Source organism: Amycolatopsis sp. NPDC003865, from assembly GCF_053605345.1.
This window is the reverse complement of sequence record NZ_JBSGJA010000004.1, coordinates 42,735-60,355: the sequence shown is the minus strand read 5'-3', so window position 1 is coordinate 60,355 and position 17,621 is coordinate 42,735. Positions and strand designations below refer to the sequence as shown.

16 protein-coding genes are annotated in these 17,621 nt (G+C 72.0%); 7 read left to right on the top strand and 9 right to left on the bottom strand.

The window, feature by feature from the left end:
• Window positions 1-8: 8 nt before the first annotated feature.
• Entirely contained in the window at window positions 9-860 is an 852-nt protein-coding gene (locus ACWEVP_RS11850) for a putative RNA methyltransferase (protein ID WP_452062534.1), read from the bottom strand.
• Window positions 861-1,033: 173 nt separating this feature from the next.
• Here ACWEVP_RS11850 and ACWEVP_RS11845 point away from each other — a divergent pair, with 173 nt between their 5' ends.
• From ACWEVP_RS11845 to ACWEVP_RS11835, 3 genes are read left to right on the top strand one after another with little or no spacing between them, the layout of a single operon-like run.
• Window positions 1,034-2,425, top strand: coding sequence for an ammonium transporter (locus tag ACWEVP_RS11845; RefSeq protein WP_452062533.1), 1,392 nt, complete (start codon window positions 1,034-1,036; stop codon window positions 2,423-2,425).
• A complete protein-coding gene (locus ACWEVP_RS11840) occupies window positions 2,422-2,760 on the top strand; it encodes a P-II family nitrogen regulator (RefSeq protein ID WP_086677886.1) in 339 nt (112 codons plus the stop codon). The genes ACWEVP_RS11845 and ACWEVP_RS11840 overlap by 4 nt, the downstream gene beginning before the upstream one ends.
• An 11-nt stretch (window positions 2,761-2,771) precedes the next feature.
• Window positions 2,772-5,081, top strand: a complete 2,310-nt coding sequence (locus ACWEVP_RS11835) for a [protein-PII] uridylyltransferase (RefSeq protein WP_452062532.1) — start codon at window positions 2,772-2,774, stop codon at window positions 5,079-5,081.
• A gap of 19 nt (window positions 5,082-5,100) precedes the next feature.
• Here ACWEVP_RS11835 and ACWEVP_RS11830 read toward each other — a convergent pair whose 3' ends face one another.
• The 6 genes from ACWEVP_RS11830 to ACWEVP_RS11805 form a co-directional block, all read right to left on the bottom strand.
• The gene (locus ACWEVP_RS11830) at window positions 5,101-6,432 is read right to left on the bottom strand and encodes an FAD-dependent monooxygenase (RefSeq protein ID WP_452062531.1); all 1,332 of its coding nucleotides are present in this window, start codon (window positions 6,430-6,432) and stop codon (window positions 5,101-5,103) included.
• Complete coding sequence (locus ACWEVP_RS11825) at window positions 6,425-7,087, bottom strand: VC0807 family protein (protein ID WP_452062530.1); 663 nt, start codon at window positions 7,085-7,087, stop codon at window positions 6,425-6,427. Before ACWEVP_RS11825 ends, ACWEVP_RS11830 begins: the two co-directional genes overlap by 8 nt.
• Entirely contained in the window at window positions 7,084-7,686 is a 603-nt protein-coding gene (locus ACWEVP_RS11820; RefSeq protein WP_452062529.1) for a TetR/AcrR family transcriptional regulator, read from the bottom strand. Before ACWEVP_RS11820 ends, ACWEVP_RS11825 begins: the two co-directional genes overlap by 4 nt.
• Before the next feature lie 67 nt (window positions 7,687-7,753).
• Window positions 7,754-9,058, bottom strand: a complete 1,305-nt coding sequence (locus tag ACWEVP_RS11815; protein WP_452062528.1) for a diguanylate cyclase — start codon at window positions 9,056-9,058, stop codon at window positions 7,754-7,756.
• A 473-nt stretch (window positions 9,059-9,531) separates the two neighbouring features.
• Window positions 9,532-10,284 (bottom strand): glucose 1-dehydrogenase, encoded by a 753-nt coding sequence (locus ACWEVP_RS11810; RefSeq protein WP_452062527.1) that lies wholly within the window; start codon window positions 10,282-10,284, stop codon window positions 9,532-9,534.
• A gap of 23 nt (window positions 10,285-10,307) precedes the next feature.
• Window positions 10,308-10,892 carry a TetR/AcrR family transcriptional regulator gene (locus tag ACWEVP_RS11805; protein ID WP_452062526.1) on the bottom strand — a complete coding sequence of 195 codons (585 nt, stop codon included), beginning with the start codon at window positions 10,890-10,892 and terminating at the stop codon, window positions 10,308-10,310.
• Between the two features lie 119 nt (window positions 10,893-11,011).
• Between ACWEVP_RS11805 and ACWEVP_RS11800 the strand changes: the two genes are divergently transcribed.
• Together ACWEVP_RS11800 and ku are read left to right on the top strand one after the other, a co-directional pair.
• Entirely contained in the window at window positions 11,012-11,371 is a 360-nt protein-coding gene (locus tag ACWEVP_RS11800) for a hypothetical protein (RefSeq protein ID WP_452062525.1), read from the top strand.
• 53 nt (window positions 11,372-11,424) lie between these two features.
• A complete protein-coding gene (gene ku, locus ACWEVP_RS11795; RefSeq protein WP_452062524.1) occupies window positions 11,425-12,297 on the top strand; it encodes a non-homologous end joining protein Ku in 873 nt (290 codons plus the stop codon).
• A gap of 263 nt (window positions 12,298-12,560) precedes the next feature.
• Here the strand turns inward: ku and ACWEVP_RS11790 are convergent, their stop codons facing one another.
• Together ACWEVP_RS11790 and ACWEVP_RS11785 are read right to left on the bottom strand one after the other, a co-directional pair.
• Window positions 12,561-13,025 carry a MarR family winged helix-turn-helix transcriptional regulator gene (locus ACWEVP_RS11790; RefSeq protein ID WP_452062523.1) on the bottom strand — a complete coding sequence of 155 codons (465 nt, stop codon included), beginning with the start codon at window positions 13,023-13,025 and terminating at the stop codon, window positions 12,561-12,563.
• A gap of 9 nt (window positions 13,026-13,034) precedes the next feature.
• On the bottom strand, window positions 13,035-14,825 hold the full coding sequence (locus ACWEVP_RS11785) for an ABC transporter ATP-binding protein (RefSeq protein ID WP_452062522.1): 1,791 nt from the start codon (window positions 14,823-14,825) through the stop codon (window positions 13,035-13,037).
• A gap of 183 nt (window positions 14,826-15,008) precedes the next feature.
• Here ACWEVP_RS11785 and ffh point away from each other — a divergent pair, with 183 nt between their 5' ends.
• Both ffh and ACWEVP_RS11775 read left to right on the top strand, forming a co-directional pair.
• Window positions 15,009-16,544 (top strand): signal recognition particle protein, encoded by a 1,536-nt coding sequence (ffh, locus tag ACWEVP_RS11780; RefSeq protein WP_452062521.1) that lies wholly within the window; start codon window positions 15,009-15,011, stop codon window positions 16,542-16,544.
• Window positions 16,541-17,617: an amidohydrolase family protein gene (locus tag ACWEVP_RS11775; RefSeq protein WP_452062520.1), complete on the top strand. Its 1,077-nt coding sequence runs from the start codon at window positions 16,541-16,543 to the stop codon at window positions 17,615-17,617. The genes ffh and ACWEVP_RS11775 overlap by 4 nt, the downstream gene beginning before the upstream one ends.
• Window positions 17,618-17,621: the final 4 nt, after the last annotated feature.

The following is a 17,621-nucleotide window of genomic DNA, read 5'->3' as shown; positions in this document are numbered from 1 at the left end:
GCGGGAACTCACCGGCGCCGGAAGGTGGAGACCGTGAAGGCCACCGTCACGTCCTGGGGCTCGCTCAGCGCGTCGAGGCGGGAACGGCGGTCGCCGCGATCGAGGTGGAAGGCCGTCGGACCCATCTCCACCGCCTGGCGGATCTGCCGGGGTGACAGCTGCGCCGTCCGGCGGACCTCCGTGCGTCCGGTGCGGGCGAAGTACTCGCCGAGGGTGCCGTCCAGGCGCTCGTCCTTGCGTTCGTCCACCGACAGCACCAGGTCGCCCAGCTCACGGAGGTGGTCCGGGGCCGGGGCCGCGACCGTCAGCAGACCGCCGGGGCGCAGGACGCGGTGGAACTCCGGGCCGTTGCGGGGCGCGAAGACGTTCAGCACCGCCGACGCCACCTCGTCGCCCACCGGCCACGGCTCCCACAGGTTCCACACCGCCGCGCCCAGCCGGGGGTGGGCGCGGGCCGCGCGGCGCAAAGCCACCGCGGAGACGTCCAGCGCGAGGCCGAGCGCCGCCGGCGCCGACTCCAGGACGTGCGCCAGGTAGTAGCCCGTTCCGGCGCCCGCGTCGATCACCAGGCCGTCGGCCTCCGCGCACACCCGGGCGAGCTCGTCCGCCAGCGGGCGGTAGGCGCCGGATGCGAGGAAGTCCGCGCGGGCCGCGACCATCGGCGCCGTGTCCGCCGTTCCGGCCGGGATTCGCGCGTGCAACAGGTTCACGTACCCCTGGCGAGCTAGATCGAAAGAGTGGCCCGCCAGGCAACGCAGCGTGCGTTCGACGCCCTCAAGCGGCGAAGCGCACACCGAACAGCGCAACGCCTCGACGACCCGGGGTGGCAGTGGGTCATTCCCGCGGTCGGCTGGGGTCATGGGGATATTCGACCACGACGTAAAGCAACCGGACACTCCAGGACACCTCCCGGGAAACCTGGCCGTAACAACCGCGTGCGGACAGTTCACGTGGGCGAAACCTCTCGCGCCGCCCCGTGAAACACCGCGCGCCAAAACTGCCATCGCACAGACCCAGGGCACGGGAGGACGATGTGCTGAACGCAGGAGACACCGCATGGGTACTGGCCAGCGCCGCGCTGGTCATGCTCATGACACCGGGATTGGCCTTCTTCTACGGCGGTATGGTCCGCGCGAAGAGCGTCTTGAACATGCTGATGATGAACTTCATCGCGCTGGCCGTGGTGGGGGTGCTGTGGGCGCTGTACGGCTTCTCGATGTCGTTCGGCGACGACGCCTTCGGTGGCCTGGTCGGTAACTTCCACTTCGCCGGCTTGGAGAACACCTTCGGGAAGCTCGCCGGCTTCGCGGTGGCCGCCACCGACTCGGCGCCCGCCGTGGCGTGGCCCGGTTCCGACGCGCTGCCGGTGCTCGCGTTCGTCATGTTCCAGCTGATGTTCGCGATCATCACGCCCGCGCTGATCTCCGGCGCCATCGCCGACCGCGCGAAGTTCTGGGGCTGGACGCTGTTCGTCGTCATCTGGGTGACGGTCGTGTACTTCCCGGTCGCGCACTGGGTGTTCTCGTTCAACGGCTTCGTCGGCGAGAACGCCGTCGGCGGCTGGATCGCCAACAACCTCAAGGCGCTCGACTTCGCCGGTGGTACCGCGGTCCACATCAACGCCGGTGCCGCGGGTCTCGCGCTGGCGATCGTGCTCGGCAAGCGCAAGGGCTGGCCGAAGGACACCGGGCGGCCGCACAACGTGCCGTTCGTGCTCCTCGGCGCCTCGCTGCTGTGGTTCGGCTGGTACGGCTTCAACGCCGGTTCGGCGCTGGCCGCCAACGACCTCGCCGCCGTCGCGTTCACCAACACCACCGTCGCCACCGCCGCGGCCGTCCTCGGCTGGCTGCTGATCGAGCAGATCAAGTTCGGCAAGCCGACCACCCTCGGCGCGGCCTCCGGCGCGGTCGCCGGCCTCGTCGCCATCACCCCGGCGTGTGGTTTCGTGAGCCCGCTCGGCGCCATCGCGATCGGCCTCATCGCCGGTGTGCTCTGCGCGCTCGCCATCTCGCTCAAGTTCAAGTTCGGCTTCGACGACTCGCTCGACGTCGTGGGCGTCCACCTGGTCGGCGGCATCGTCGGCACGCTGCTGATCGGCTTCTTCGGCACCACCAGCGTCAACTCGCTCGGCGCCGACGGGCTCTTCTACGGCGGCGGGTTCACCCAGCTGGGTCGTCAGGCCGCGGCCGCCGGTGCGGTGCTCGCGTACTCCTTCGTCCTGTCCTTCATCATCGGCTTCGTGATCAAGAAGGCGGGCGGCTTCCGCGTCAGCGCCGAGGACGAGGTCTCGGGCATCGACGAGGCCCAGCACGCGGAGAGCGCGTACGACTTCACCGGGTTGACCGGCGGTGGCCTCGGCCAGCCGACGACCATCCCGGTCAAGTCCGCCACCGGCAACGCGAAACTCGAGGAGAGCAAGGCATGAAGCTCATCACGGCGATTGTCAAGCCGTTCACGCTCGACGACGTCCGCTCCGCGCTGGAGCAGCTGGGCGTGCTGGGTATGACGGTCAGCGAGGTCCAGGGCTACGGCCGGCAGAAGGGCCACACCGAGGTCTACCGCGGCGCGGAGTACTCGGTGGACTTCGTGGCCAAGCTGAAGATCGAGGTCGTCACCGACGACACCAACGTGGAGAAGGTCCTCGAGGCCATCACCACGGCCGCGCACACCGGCAAGATCGGTGACGGCAAGGTGTGGGTGACCCCGGTCGAGACGGTCATCCGCGTACGGACCGGCGAGCGCGGCACGGACGCCCTATAGGCGACCGGGATATGGCCGACGGGGGCGAACTGGTCAAGGCCACCGAGCGTTTGCTCGAGGGCAGGCACGGGAGGCTGGGGGCGTCCGCACTGCGGGCGGCCCTGGTCGACCTCTACGAGTTCTGGCTGGGCAGGGGAGCCTCGGCGGCCGGCGTCGACACCGCTGAACCGGGTGTCGCGCTGGTCGCCGTGGGCGGGCTCGGCCGCCGGGAGCTGGTGCCGTTCTCCGATCTCGACCTGCTGCTGGTGCACAACGGCAACAGCGGCGTCGGCGAGATCGCGGACGCGCTCTGGTATCCCTTGTGGGACGCGAAAGTCGGGCTGGACCATTCGGTCCGTACCCCCGGCGAGGCGTTGAAGGTCGCTTCGGAGGACCTTCGGGTGGCCATGGGCCTGCTCGACGCCCGGCACATCGCCGGGGACGCCGAGCTGGCCGGCCGCCTGGTTTCCGCGGCGCGCGACCAGTGGCGGCGCACCGCGCGCAAGCAGATCCCGGACATGACGGCGTCGGTCCGGCAACGCTGGAGCCGCAGCGGTGAGATCGCGCAGTCCGCCGAACCCGACCTCAAGCACGGGCGGGGCGGGCTGCGGGACTTCGCCGTCCTGGAAGCATTGGCGGCGGCGCAGCTCACCGCGCGGCCCGGCGAGGAACTCCTGGCGGCCAAGGAACTCCTGCTCGACGTCCGCACCGAACTGCGGCGCGAGATCCGCCGTGAACGGGACATCTTGTCGGCTCCGGAAGCCGAGCTGGTCGCTTCGGAGCTGGGCTTCGGTGACCGGTTCACGTTGGCGCGCAAGCTTTCCGGGGCGGGCCGCACGATCGCGTACGCGCTGGACGTCGCGCTCCGGTCCACTGTGGAGCCGCCGAAGGCGCGGTTCGGCCGTCGCCCGTCGCGCACGCCGCTCGCGGAAGGCGTGGTGCTGCACGGGAACGAGGTCTCGCTGGCCCGTGACGCGGTCCCGGCGAAGGATCCCGCGCTGCTGCTGCGGGTTTCCGCCGCGTCGGCGCGCACGGGCAAGCCGATCGCGCTCGGCACGCTCAAGGCGCTCGCGGAATCGGCGCCCGAGCTGCGGACGCCGTGGCCACCCGACGCGCTCAACGCCCTGGTCGAACTGCTCGGCGCGGGCGAAGGCCTGGTCGACGCGGTCGAGTCGCTCGACCGGACCGGCCTGTGGTCCCGGCTGTTCCCCGAATGGGGTGCCGTCCGCGACCTCCCGCCGCGGTCGCCGGTGCACCAGTGGACGGTCGACCGGCACCTCGTGCGCACCTGCGTCGAGGCGGCCAAGCTGACCACCACGGTGTCGCGCCCGGACCTGCTGCTGATCGGCGCGCTGCTGCACGACATCGGCAAGGGCCGCGACGCCGACCACTCCGAGCTCGGCGCCAAGATCTCGGCCCAGGTCGCGACGCGGCTCGGGCTGAGCCCGGCGGACGCGGCGACGGTGTCGTCGATGGTCCGCCACCACCTCCTGCTGCCGCACACCGCCACGCGCCGCGACATCAGCGAGCCGGAGACGGTCGCGCGGGTGGTGAAGACCCTCGACAGCGACATCGTCCTGGTCGAGCTGCTGCACGCGCTCACCCAGGCCGACTCGCTGGCCACCGGCCCCGGCGTCTGGACGGACTGGAAGGCCCGGCTGCTCGCCGAACTCGTCACCGGCTGCGAAGAAGTGCTGCGCGGCAAGGGGTTCACCGCGCCCGAACCGATGAACGACGAGCAACGCGAGCTCGTGGCGCAAGCCGTCGCTTCGGGCAACGGCGAGATCCGGATCAGCGCGCAGGGCAAGGTGGTCACGGTGCTGCTGGCCGTGCCGGCCCGCGCGGAGCTCCTGGCCCCGGCGGCCGGTGTGCTGGCGCTGAACTCCCTGGAAGTGCACTCGGCGATCCTGCGCGGGCACGACGGCGGCCGCGCCGGGGTGTTCACGGCGTCGCCGAAGTTCGGGTCGCTGCCGGACGCGACGCTGCTGCGCGAGCAGTTCGCCCGCGCGGTCGCCGGCACGCTGCCGCTCACCCAGCGCCTGGCCGCGAAGGAACGGGACTACGGTTCGCCGGCACCGGTCGCGCCGAAGGTCCTCTGGTTCGACGACGAGACGAGCGGCCCCGACACGGTGGTCGTCGAGCTGCGCGCCGCCGACCGGATCGGCCTGCTGTTCCGCGTCGCGGGGGCCTTGCGCCGCTGTGACGCGGAAGTCCGCTGGGCAAAGGTCTCGACGCTGGGCGGCGCGGTGGTGGACTCGTTCGCGGTGACGCCGAGGAGCGGCCGCATCGAGCCGGGCTGGCGGCGCGAGGTCGAGCAGGCGATCCTGGCCGCGGCTTCCTGACCGCACCGGCGCGACCCGGTCACGCGGGCGCGCCGAGCCAGCGGTGCAGGGCCTCGTCCAGGCCCGGCCCGCCGTCCCACGCGACGTACCCGTCGGGCCGGACGAGCCGAGGTGCCGCCCCCTCTCGGCCCTCGACCCGTCCGGCCCAGCCCATGGGTACCGCCGCGCCGACCAGCACGGCGCGGCCGTCGGGGCTCGCCGGCACGTCCGTGGCACGACCGGTGATCCCCGGGTACGTCACCCCGATGCCCGAAAGCTCGGCGGCGACCGCGCGACGGGCTTCGGGGACGGCCAGCAGTTCCGTGACGACCTGCCGGACCGCCGCCGCGTCCGGGTCGGGTACGCCGAGGACCGCCTGGGCCCTCGTGCTCACCAGCACGCGCGCCGCGATCGGGTGGCGCTCGTCGTGGTAGCTGTCGAGCAATCCCGCCGGCGCCGTGCCGCGGACCGTCGCGGCCAGCTTCCAGCCCAGGTTCACCGCGTCCTGCAGGCCCAGGTTGAGGCCCTGGCCGCCGACCGGGAGGTGAACGTGCGCCGCGTCGCCCGCGAACAGCACCCGGCCGTGGCGGTACCGCTCCAGCTGCCGGGACGCGTCGCCGAACCGCGACGCCCACAGCACCTCGCCCACGCGGATCCCCGGTCCGTGCGCCGCGGTCAGCGCGCGCTGGACTTCGTCGAGCGTGACCGCGCTGTCGCGGCCGCGCCGTTGCTGCTCCTCGCCGTACACGATCGTGCGGTACCGGCCGCCGGACAGTGGCAGCAGGTAGCCCGACCCCGACGACGGCAGCGACCAGTCGTCGGCCAGCCCGGCGGGCTTGGCGGCCAGTGCGAGGTCCGCGACGACCAGCGAGGTCCGCGCCGAACTGCCGGGGAAGGCCGCGCCCAGCAGCGTCCGGACCGTGCTGTGCCCGCCGTCGGCGGCGACCAGCCACCCGGCCCGGTGCTCGCGGCCGCCCGCGGTGACCGTGACGCCCTCGTCGTCCTGGGCCACGGCGGTGACGGCCGCGTCGCGCAGCACCGGCGTGCGCAGCCGCGCCTCGATCGCCGAAGCGACGTGGACCTGTTCGACACCGAGCTGGTACGGGAAGGACGTCGGCAGGTCGGTGTAGTCGATCGGGACGCCCGAGAAGTGCCCGGCGGGCAGTTTCGCCCGCACGTGCGGCTCGATCGCGGCGAGCAGGCCGCGGTCGGCCAGCACCTCGACCGACCGGGGCTGCAGGCCGAGCGCCTTCGACTGGGTCGTGGGCCCGGCGTCGCGCTCCAGGACCAGGACGCCGAGGCCGGCGCGTTCCAGCTCGAACGCGGTCAGCAGGCCGGTCGGGCCGGCGCCCGCGACCAGGACGTCAGGCATCGAGGTTCTCCTTGCGGAGGTACCAGACGTGCCAGGCGATCAGCACGGCCAGCGCCCCGAACCACGCCACGTTGGTGACCAGCGAGATGAGGTCGATCGGCAGCGTGTAGACGAGCACGATGTGCACCACCGCGCTGCCCAGCAGCACCGCGCCCCAGGCGGCCGTGTTGATCCGCAGGCCGCGCCGGAACCGGGGGTCGGTGTCCCAGCGGCCCGCCCACGCCTCCGCTCCTTCGGCGCCGCGCTTGACCTCGGCGATCGTGCGCCCGAGCGTCAGCTGCGCGGGACGGCCGATGAAGACCGTCACCAGCATCCACGCGCCGAAGAGGCCGCCCAGCGCCGCTGTCCAGCCTTCGCGGATCACCAGCGTGCGCGGGTCGTCCGACAGCAGGCCGAGCACGACCGACAGCACCAGCACGCTCAGCGTGACCAGCGCGACGAGGTCGACCTTGCGGTTGCGGGCGATCGTCCACAGCACGTACGGTGCGGCCACGAGGACGCCGGCCATCAGCGCCCACCACTGGCTCACCCCCGCGGCGCGCAGGCCGTAGAACAGCGCCATCGGCACGACCACTTCGAACACGACGTTCAGGACGTTGGCGCGGACGACCCGGCGCAGGCCGGCGTCGGGTTCGGTCTTCTGCTCGATCATCATGCGGATTCCCCAGTGGATTCGGGTGCGGTCGCCCGCACGTACAGGTCGGCGAGTTCGCGGCCGATGCGCGTGAGCTCGGCGGGTTCGGGCACGTTCGCCGCCGCGGTGGCGACGACGGCGTCGAGCCCGGCGGTCAGGGCGAGCGCCGTGGTCCGGGCGTCGAGCGGCCCGAACGCGCCCGCCGCCTGCCCGGTGCGGAAGTGCTCCTCGAACAGGGCGAGCCGTCCATTCACCCCGGCGCTCTGCGAGCCGGCGTTCTTCACCAGGTCGATCAGCGCGCGGATCTCGGCCGGGTGCTCACCGACGAGTTCGACGTTCGCCTCGACGAAGGCGCGCAGCTGGGCGACGTGCCCGACGGCGGCGTCGATGCGCGGCTGCATGAACGCGCCGGTGATCTCCTCGATCTCGGTGACGCACGCCTTGAGCAGGTCTTCCTTGCCCGCGAAGTGGTAGCTGATCATGCCGGTGCTCGACAGCCCGGCGTGTTTCGCGATCCGGCTGAACGACGCCTTGAGGTAACCGGCTTCGGCGATCACTTCGATCGCGGCCCGCACGATCTGGGCGCGCCTGCCGGACTCGGTGAACGTTCTTGCTCGCATGAGCAAAATTTAGCTCAGCCGAGCAAATCTGACAAGTCGCCAGGTCAGGACGGGTTTTCGAGGGGGATCAGGCGGGGGCGGTGCCGTCGACGACCTGGTTGCGGCCCGCGTCCTTCGCCCGGTACAGGGCCTTGTCCGCGGCCTGCAGCAGCCGGTCGACCGCCGTGCCGCCGTCCGGGTACGTCGCTACGCCGATCGAGGCGGACAGGCCGCCGATCGCGCGGATGCGGCTGCCGTCCTCGTACTCGACCCGCAGGGACTCGATCGCCGACCGGATGCGCTCGGCCACCGCGAGCACCGCCGCCGGCCCGATGTCCGGCAGCAGTACCACGAACTCCTCGCCGCCGAAGCGGCCCACCGAGTCGTAGTCGCGGACCGCGCTCTTGATCGTCGCCGCGACCGCGCGCAGCACGGTGTCGCCCGCGAGGTGCCCGTGCTCGTCGTTGATCAGCTTGAAGTAGTCCAGGTCGATCATCAGCACGCCGAACGTGCTGCGCGTGCTGCGCTGGGCCCGGGCCAGTTCGCGCGAAGCGAGCAGGTGCCACCCGGTCGTGTTGAACAGGCCCGTCTTCTCGTCGGTCGTCGCGGCGATCTCCAGCTGCTTGATCAGCACCGCCCGGTGCAGCACGAGCAGGGGCGGCACGATCGCGACGGCGAGCGCGGGCAGCGTCGCCAGCGTCAACGCCGTGAGCAGGCCCAGGCAGAGCGTCGCGACCTCGAGGAGGTTGTCGCCGAGGCCGCCGAAGAACGCCTTGACCGTGCGCTTGGTGATCGTCAGCGCCGGGAGGATCGTGATCGCCGCGACCAGGAAGTACGTCACCGCGGCCAGCGTGATGGCGGTGACGCCGCGCCAGCCCGCCGTCAGCGCCGTGTACATGTCCGGGACTTCCAGGCGGCTCAGGACGAGCTCGGCCGAGTAGCAGGTGATGACGACCAGCGTCGCGTTCAGCGTGGTCCGGAACGGCGGGACGCGCTTGATCCGCGCGAGGCTGCGCGTCGCGAGGTGCGTGTACAGGACGGCGATCAGCGCCGTGACGAGCGCGGGCGGCAGGAGCAGCACGCCGGCGAACGTCCAGACCGACGTCAGGTTGATGTGCGGGGTGTCGGACACCAGGCGGCGGACGCGCTCGATCTTGCGGCCGAGCTCGGCCTGCAGCACGCCGAGGCTCGCCAGGACGGCGAAGACGACCAGATCCCACCCGTGCGCTGGCACGGCGACGGCCGTCCAGACGGTGGCCACGAGCGCCACGGACTCGACGAGGAAGCAGTAGAAGATCAGCGACCCGCGCTGCCGCCAGAGGGTCCAGTGAGCAGGGTTCAGCGCCCCTCGGATCCGGCCCGCTCGGGGTTCGGCCGGACGGGCGCCGTCCATACTCAAGGCGGTGCAACTCCCCTGGGTGATTCGACGATCCGCGTCCACTTCACCACATTGGGCGACCGCGATCGACGATTGCCACACGATCGGAGCAGCGAAGGGAGGCCGCCGCCATGCGCAACCGCGAGTCCTGACGCCCGGCCGATGTCCGCGCGACGCCGGAAGGAGGCCGTCATGCGCAACCGCGAGTCCTGAGCCGCCGCCCCCGTCCCGCCGCTCGAGAGGAGAGCCGCCGTGCGCAACCGCGAGTCCTGAACCGCCGCAGCCCCGTCCCTTCGCCCCGAGAGGAGCCGTGTCGTGCGCAACCGCGAGTCCTGAAACCCGAACCCCGCCGCTCCGCGCGAGAGGAGAGCCCCGTGCGCAACCGCGAGTCCTGAGCCCGCCGCCACCCAGTCCATCCCGCACGAGAGGGGATCGTCACCATGCGCAACCGTGAGTCCTGAAGCAGCCGCGGGCCCGGGTGGGGCCGCTCAGGCGGTCGCACCGCCGTCGACCACCAGGTCGTGCCCCACGGTGAAGGCCGCTTCGTCCGAAGCCAGCCACAGCACAGCGGCGGCCACCTCGGCGGTCGCCCCCACCCGGCCCAGCGGGATCGCGTTCTTCAGCCGCTCCGCGCGATCGGCGTCCGTCTCGCCGGGGCGCCGCGACATGTCCGTGTCGGTCGCGCCCGGGCTGACCGCGTTGATGCGGACACCCTCGGCGATGTGGTCGCGCGCCGCCGTGCGGGTCAGCGCGCTCACCGCGGCCTTCGACGCCGCGTAGGCCGCCATGTTCGGCAGCCTGCCGTGCGCGCCGATGTTGGACGCCATGTTCACGATCGCGCCGCCGCCGTGCGCCCGCATGTGCGCGACCTCGTGCTTGAGGCACAGCCACGTCCCCGTGACGTTCGTGGCCAGCACCGCGCCGAAGCCCGCCTCGTCGAGGTCGCCGGCCGGCGCCGGCGACCCGAGGATGCCCGCGTTGTTGACCGCGACGTGCAGGCCGCCGTGCCGCGCGACGACCGTCTCGACCATCCGCGCCACGTCTTCCGAGTCGGTGATGTCCACCGTCACCGCGCTCGCGTCACCGCCGATTTCCTCGACCGTCGCCGCGAGCCGCCGCTCGTCGCGCCCGGCGACGACCACCGTCGCGCCCTCCGTCGCGAACGCCCGCGCCGTGTCCCGTCCGATGCCCGAGCTGCCGCCCGTCACCAGGACGACCTTGCCCGCGAACCGTGCCCCCATCGTGTGCCTTCTTTCTGGTCTGATCAGTCTTGAATAAGCCGCATGGCTTGGGAGATGGCCGCGTCCAGCCGGCTCGCGGCGTCCGTGCCCTTGCCGAGGACGCGCAGCCCCTGGAGCACGGTGAGCAGGAACCTCGCCACCTGGGCCGGGTCGCTGCCGTCCGGCAGTTCACCTTGGGATCGAGCGCGTTCCAGCGCCATGGTGAGCGCGACCTCGAGGGTGTCCCAGCTGCGTTCCACCAGCCGCGCGACCTCGGGGTCGTGGGGGAGCAGTTCGATCGCCGCGTTGACGACGAAGCAGCCCATCCTGGTCTCGTCGCCGAGGATTTCGGCCCGGTAGCCGTCGAAAAGCCGGCGCACCGCGGCCACGCCCGAGCCTGGCCCCGACAGCTCGGCCACGACCCGGGCGTCGGTCCGCTCGGCGTACCGCTTCAGCGCCGTCACGTAGAAGTCGTGTTTCGTGCCGAAGGTGGCGTACAGGCTCGCCTTGGCGACGCCGAGGTGCGTGACGAGGTCGCTGACCGACGTCGCTTCGTAACCCTGGCGCCGGAAGAGCGCGAGTGCGGCGTCGCAGGCTTCGTCGACGTCGAACTCCTTGACCCGGGACATGATCGGAAGGCTACTTCTTTCGAGAACGAGTGGTCAAATATGTCGGCGGCGGTGTGTCGCCTCGGCTCACGGCGGGCGCGGTGGCACCATGGCGGCTCTGCCGGCCCGAGGGGTGAGTGATGCACGACGTGACGCTGCCGCCGACGGTCGTCGCCACCCACCTGCGCTCCTGTGCCGAAGAGCTCGCCGCGAGCCTGCGCTGCGGCGGCCCGGGCGCCACGACCGCCGAGCTCACCGACGTCGTCGCCCACCTGATCGCCGGTCAGGAGGCCATCTCCCACGCGCTCGCGGGCCTCGCCGCCCGCGTCGAAGGCGGCGCGGGCGCGCTCGCCGCGGCCCCGCCGCTGGACGTCGAAGTCGTCACCGAGGTGCTCCGCGCGGCGGCCATCGCGGCCCGCTGCTCGGCCGAAGCGCTCGACGAGGTCACGCCGTCGTTCGAATGTGTGAGCGAATCCGTCGCGCCTGACACCCGTTTGTAGCTGTCGGCGCGCGCGACCCGCTGTCTAGCCTGGGAGCTGCGGAGGTGGCTCGCATGCGCGCGATCTGGACGGGCACGATCGGGTTCGGCAGCTACGCCGTTCCGGTGAAGGCGTACAGCGCGACCGAGGACCGGGAGCTCCCGCTGCACCAGGTCCACGAGGCCGACGGCGGCCGCGTCCGGGTGAAGCGGGTGTGCGAGGTCGACGGCGCCGAGGTGCCGCCCGAGCAGATGGTCCGCGGGTACGCCGTCCCCGGCGGTGACGTCGTGCTGCTGTCGGACCACGAGCTCGCGTCCCTGCCGATGCCCGGCCGCACGATCGCGATCCGCGGGTTCGCGCCGCTCGCCGACGTCGACCCGATCTGGTTCGCGAAGAGCTACTACCTCGAGCCCGAGCCGGCGGGCACGAAGCCGTACGTGCTGTTCAGCGAGGCCCTGCAACAGTCCGAGCGGATCGCGCTGGTCACCGTCGCGCTGCGCCGCCGCGAGACCCTCGGCGCGCTGCGCGTGCGCGACCAGGTGATCGTGCTGGAGACGATGCGGTGGCCGGACGAGGTCCGCACGCCCGACTTCCCGTTCCGCCACGCCGACGTCGACATCCGGCCGGGTGAGCTGCGGCGCGCGGTGAACCTCGTCGAGGAGCTGACCGGCGAGTTCGACCCCGCCCGCTACCCCGACCGTTACCGCGAAGCCTTCCAGGCGTTGGTCCAGGCGAAGATCGACGGCGCGGACGTCGTCCAGCCGACGGCGGCCGAGCAGGCGGAGGGCGTGACACGGCTGCTGGCGGCCTTGCAGGAGACGGCGTCCGAGGCCGAGGACGCGCGCAACGCGGCCGTGGCGAAGGCGAAAGCCGCCGCGTCGAGGGCGGCGAAGGCGCGTACGACGGCGAAGCGAGCGGCCGGTCGCGGCCGCGCTAAGACGCCCTGAGTAGTACTACCCACGGGTAATTGAGGGTTCTCCCACTGCTGGCCGGGTACCCCGGCGCGGCAGACTTCGTCCTGCCAGCGGGTACCGGACCGCAGGCAGGGGGGAGAACCGGACGGCCCCTGGGGAGGTGAGCCGTCCGGGGACCAGGGTTCCGGGGCGGGCCGACGGAGGAGCGGCCCGTTCCGGGACTCGCATCGCACCGCGGGGAGGCGGCGCGAACGCCGAAGCCGCCGTGGAGGGATCGAGGGGTCTCCGCGGCGGCTTTAGGCGTCCGCCACCCGCAGCATCAGCTCCGAAGCCAGGCTCAGCAGCTGCCGTTCGGTCGGGGACAGCGTCGCCTCGATCGCGCCGGCCAGCCAGCGCTCGCGGCGGACGCTGTACTCGCGCAGCACCGCCAGCCCGGCCGGGGTGATGCTGACCAGCGAACGGCGGCCGTCCTGCGGGTCCGGCGCGCGCGTCACCAGCTCGCGTTCGGTCACCCACGCGAGGATCCGCGTGAGCGACTGCGGCTGCAGCCGTTCCGCTTCGGCCAGCTCGGTCGGCGTGTGCGTCCCCGCCCGGTAGAGCCTGCTCAGCACCGCCAGCACCGCCGGGCCCGGCCCGTTGAGATCCCGCTCCGCGCGCATCCGCCAGTTCAGCCGCCCGACGCCCTCGCGGACCCGGTGGGCGAGGTCGGCCAGCTCGGGGTCCGCGCTGACCGGTGCTGCGACGTCGGGTTCGGGCTGCATGGCCCCAGGTTAGGCGGTTCCCCGGACCAGCCGGGCATAACGCCCGTCGCGCGCCAGCAGCTCGTCGTGCGTCCCGCGTTCGACGATCCGGCCTCCGTGCAGCACCACGATCTGGTCGGCGTGCTCCACAGTGGACAGCCGGTGGGCGATCGTCAGCGTCGTCCGGCCCGCGGCGAGCCGGTCCAGCTCGGCCTGCACCGACCGTTCCGTGCGCGTGTCGAGCGCGCTGGTCGCCTCGTCGAGGATGAGCACCGGCGGGTTGCGCAGCAGGATCCGCGCGATCGCCATCCGCTGCTTCTCGCCGCCGGAGAAGCGGTAGCCGCGCTGGCCCACGACCGTGTCGTAGCCCTCGGGCAGCCCGGCCAGGGTGTCGTGGATGTGCGCGGCCCTGGCGGCGGCCTCGATCTCCTCGTCGGTCGCGTCCGGCTTCGCGAAGCGCAGGTTCTCCCGGACGGTGTCGTGGAACAGGTACGTCTCCTGCGACACCATCCCGACGCCGGCCGCGAGCGAGGCCAGGGTGACGTCGCGGACGTCGGTGCCGTCGATCGTCACCGACCCGGCGCTCACCTCGTACAGCCGCGCCACCAGGTAGGCGAGCGTCGTCTTGCCCGAACCGGTCGAGCCGACGAGCGCCGTGGTGGTCCCGGCCGGGACGTCGAGGTCGATGTCCCGCAGCGTCAGCGGGCCTTCTTCGTCGTAGCGGAACGACACCCCGCGCATCGCGACGTCGCCGCGGCGCACCTCGAGGGTGCCGGCGCCGGGCTTGTCGCCGATCTCCACCGGCAGGTCGAGGACCTCGAAGATGCGCCCGAACAGCGCCTTCGACGTCGCCACGTTCTGCCCGATCGTCTGCATCGCACTCGCCGGCGCGACCAGCCGGTTGAGCATGCTGGTGAACGCCACGACCGTGCCGAGCGAAATCGGCGACGCCCCGCCCGCCAGCGCCAGCCCGGCGATCCAGTAGACCAGCGCCGGGATGACGGTCAGGCTCATCGCCCGGGACGCGATCTGCCAGCGGCCGGCCAGCGCCGCCGCGCGTTCGAGCGACGCGATCTCCCGGGACTCGGCGCCGAACCGCTCGCGCATCGCCCGCTCGTTGCCCATCGTCTTGGCGAGCAGCACGCCGGTGACCGACAGGGACTCCTCGACCATCGTCGTCAGCCGGGCCATCCGCCGCGTGCGGCCGCGGGCCAGCGTCCGCCGCTTCTTGCCGAGCCGCAGCGTGAACAGCAGGAACAGCGGGACGACGATCAGCGAGAGCGCCGCGAGCTGCCAGTCGAGCAGGATCAGCGCGACCGTGATGGCGACCGTCGTGGTCAGGTTCTGCACCATCGACCCGGCGGTCGTGGTGATGACGTTGTCGACGCCGCCGATGTCGTTGAACACCCGCGAGAGCACTTCGCCGCTCTTCGTCCGGGTGAAGAAGCCGAGCGACATCCGCTGCAGGTGGCCGTACACCGAGACGCGCAGCTCGTTCATCACGCGCTGCCCGATCGTGTTGGACAGCCCCGTGGTGGCCACGCCCAGCGACGCGCTGCCGACCGCGCAGGCGATCATCCCGCCCGCCAGGAGGCTCAGCAGCAGCGTGTCGCGGTGCGGGAGTGCGTCGTCGAGGATCTCGCGCAGCAGGAACGGTGAAGTCACGCCGAGCCCGGCCTGCACGACGATCAGCGCGAACAGCGCGGCGAGGGACCCGCGGTGCGCGCGGAACAGGCCGGCGATCCGGCGGAGGGGGACCGGCTCGTCGGTGTCGGCGGCCGGTTCGGCGAGCGACGGCCGGGGTCTGGTCGCAGAGGTCATACACATACGTTTACAGACTCACGTCACACTTTCCAACTATTTGTGGGAACTGCCTGTCGAGGTAGTACGCACATGCGTACAAGGTGTGCGCACCCGTGAGGCCGACGACCTGGAGCGACTACCCTCGGGAGGGCCGGCCTCGTCCGGCGCGCCACTCTCGACCCAGCTGGAGCGTGCACACCCGTGTTCGACACCCTCTCCGATCGGCTCACCGCCGCCCTGCAGACGCTCACGCGCAAGGGCAGGCTGTCCGACGCCGACATCGACGCCACCGCGCGCGAGATCCGCATCGCGCTGCTGGAGGCCGACGTCGCCCTCGGCGTGGTCAAGACCTTCATCGCGAAGATCAAGGAGCGGGCGAAGGGCGCCGAGGTCTCCCAGGCGCTCAACCCCGCGCAGCAGGTCGTCAAGATCGTCAACGAGGAGCTCGTCGCGATCCTCGGCGGCGAGACGCGCCGGCTGAACCTGGCGAAGAACCCGCCGACCGTGATCATGCTCGCCGGTCTGCAGGGCGCCGGTAAGACGACCCTGGCCGGCAAGCTCGCGCTGTGGCTGAAGAAGCAGGGCCACGCGCCGATGCTGGTCGCCTGCGACCTCCAGCGCCCCAACGCCGTCACGCAGCTGCAGGTCGTCGGCGAGCGCGCCGGCGTCGTCACCTTCGCGCCGGAGCCGGGCAACGGCGTCGGCGACCCGGTCGACGTCGCCCGCCGCGCCATCGCCGAGGCCAAGCACGCGCAGCACGACGTCGTCGTGGTCGACACCGCGGGCCGCCTGGGTGTCGACGAAGAGCTGATGAAGCAGGCCGCGGACATCCGCGACGCGGTCAGCCCGGACGAGGTCCTGTTCGTCGTCGACGCGATGATCGGCCAGGACGCCGTGACCACGGCCCAGGCGTTCCAGGACGGGGTCGGCTTCAGCGGCGTCGTGCTCACCAAGCTCGACGGCGACGCCCGCGGTGGTGCCGCGCTGAGCGTCCGCGAGATCACCGGCCAGCCGATCCTCTTCGCCTCCAACGGCGAGAAGCTCGAGGACTTCGACACCTTCCACCCCGACCGGATGGCGTCGCGGATCCTCGGCATGGGTGACGTGCTCACCCTGATCGAACAGGCCGAGCAGGCCTTCGACCAGAAGCAGGCCGAGAAGGCCGCGGAGAAGCTCTCCAGCGGCCAGCTCACCCTGGAGGACTTCCTCGAGCAGATGCTCGCGGTCCGCAAGATGGGCCCGATCGGCAACCTGCTCGGCATGCTCCCGGGTGCCGGCCAGATGAAGGACCAGCTGGCCCAGGTCGACGACAAGCACCTGGACAAGCTGCAGGCGATCATCCGCGGCATGACCCCGGCCGAGCGCGACGACCCGAAGCTGATCAACGGCTCCCGGCGGTTGCGCATCGCGAAGGGCTCTGGCGTCACCGTCCGCGAGGTCAACGACCTGGTCAACCGGTTCTTCGAGGCCCGCAAGATGATGGCCCAGATGGCCGGCCGGTTCGGCTTCGGCGGCGGGGGCGGCTCGAAGTCCCGCAAGGGCAAGAAGGGCAAGAAGGGCCGCGGTCCCACGCCTCCCAAGGTCCGCGGCGGCTTCCCCGGCGGTATGCCGATGCTGCCCCCGGGCGGTGGCATGCCGGGCGGGATGCCCGATCTTTCGCAGCTGGGTGGCATGAACGACGTCCCGGGCTTCGACCCGTCGAAGTTCAAGCTGCCGAAGAACCCGAAGGACAATTGAGCACGGCGCTGCACGCCGCCGGGGTGGTCCTGCCCGGCGGCGAGTCCCGGGACCTCTGGATCACCGGCGGGCGGATCTCGTTCGAGCCGGTGCCGGACGCCGAGACGCTGGGCCGGGACGTCTTCCTGGTGCCCGGCCTGGTCGACGCCCACTGCCACCCCGGCATCGGCGTCGGCGGGCCCGTCTCGCTCGAAGAGGCGACGTCGCAGGCGATCGCGGACCGGAACGCGGGCACGCTGCTGATCCGCGACTGCGGCCTCCCGATCGACGTCCGGCCACTGCAGCGGCGCGCCGATCTGCCCACGATCATCCGCGCCGGGCAGCACCTCGCGCTGGCCAAGCGCTACATCCCCGGGCTCGGCATCGAGCTGGACGACGCCTCGCAGCTGCCCGCCGCCGTCGCGGACCAGGCTCGGGACGGCGACGGCTGGGTCAAGCTCGTCGGCGACTGGATCGACCGCGGCGCGGGCGACCTCGCGCCGCTCTGGCCGGACGACGTCCTCGCCGAGGCCGTCAAGGTCGCGCACGAGCACGGCGCCCGCGTCACCGCGCACGTCTTCGGCGAGGCCGCGCTGCCCGGCCTGATCGCGTCGGGCATCGACTGCCTCGAACACGGCACGGGCCTGAGCGGCGACCAGCTCGCGGAGCTGGCGCGCAACGACGTCGCACTCGTCCCGACGCTGATCAACATCGAGAACTTCCCGGGCATCGCGGACAAGGCGGGCAAGTACCCCGCGTACGCGAACCACATGCGGGCGCTGCACGCGGGCGTCGGCGAGATGGTCGCTGCCGCCATCGAAGCGGGCGTACGCGTCTTCGCGGGCAGCGACGCGGGCGGCATGGTCGAGCACGGCCGGCTCGTCGACGAGATCGAGGCCCTGCACCGCGCGGGCATGACCCGCGAGGCGGCCCTTGCCGGCGCGTCCTGGGCCGCCCGCGATTGGCTCGGCCACCCCGGCATCGCCGACGGCGCACCCGCCGACCTGCTCGTCTACGCGAGCGATCCCCGCGCGGACCTGGGCGTCCTGCGGCACCCGGAGCACATCGTGCTCGGCGGCGTCGTCTACGCGTAGACCC

Bases quoted from the DNA above. Each gene is read 5' to 3' on its own strand.
- ACWEVP_RS11850 (WP_452062534.1), bottom strand. From the start codon at position 860: ATGACCCCAGCCGACCGCGGGAATGACCCACTGCCACCCCGGGTCGTC.
- ACWEVP_RS11840 (WP_086677886.1), top strand. From the start codon at position 2,422: ATGAAGCTCATCACGGCGATTGTCAAGCCGTTCACGCTCGACGACGTC.
- ACWEVP_RS11835 (WP_452062532.1), top strand. From the start codon at position 2,772: ATGGCCGACGGGGGCGAACTGGTCAAGGCCACCGAGCGTTTGCTCGAG.
- ACWEVP_RS11830 (WP_452062531.1), bottom strand. From the start codon at position 6,432: ATGCCTGACGTCCTGGTCGCGGGCGCCGGCCCGACCGGCCTGCTGACC.
- ACWEVP_RS11825 (WP_452062530.1), bottom strand. From the start codon at position 7,087: ATGATGATCGAGCAGAAGACCGAACCCGACGCCGGCCTGCGCCGGGTC.
- ACWEVP_RS11820 (WP_452062529.1), bottom strand. From the start codon at position 7,686: ATGCGAGCAAGAACGTTCACCGAGTCCGGCAGGCGCGCCCAGATCGTG.
- ACWEVP_RS11815 (WP_452062528.1), bottom strand. From the start codon at position 9,058: ATGGACGGCGCCCGTCCGGCCGAACCCCGAGCGGGCCGGATCCGAGGG.
- ACWEVP_RS11810 (WP_452062527.1), bottom strand. From the start codon at position 10,284: ATGGGGGCACGGTTCGCGGGCAAGGTCGTCCTGGTGACGGGCGGCAGC.
- ACWEVP_RS11805 (WP_452062526.1), bottom strand. From the start codon at position 10,892: ATGTCCCGGGTCAAGGAGTTCGACGTCGACGAAGCCTGCGACGCCGCA.
- ACWEVP_RS11800 (WP_452062525.1), top strand. From the start codon at position 11,012: ATGCACGACGTGACGCTGCCGCCGACGGTCGTCGCCACCCACCTGCGC.
- ku (WP_452062524.1), top strand. From the start codon at position 11,425: ATGCGCGCGATCTGGACGGGCACGATCGGGTTCGGCAGCTACGCCGTT.
- ACWEVP_RS11790 (WP_452062523.1), bottom strand. From the start codon at position 13,025: ATGCAGCCCGAACCCGACGTCGCAGCACCGGTCAGCGCGGACCCCGAG.
- ACWEVP_RS11785 (WP_452062522.1), bottom strand. From the start codon at position 14,825: ATGACCTCTGCGACCAGACCCCGGCCGTCGCTCGCCGAACCGGCCGCC.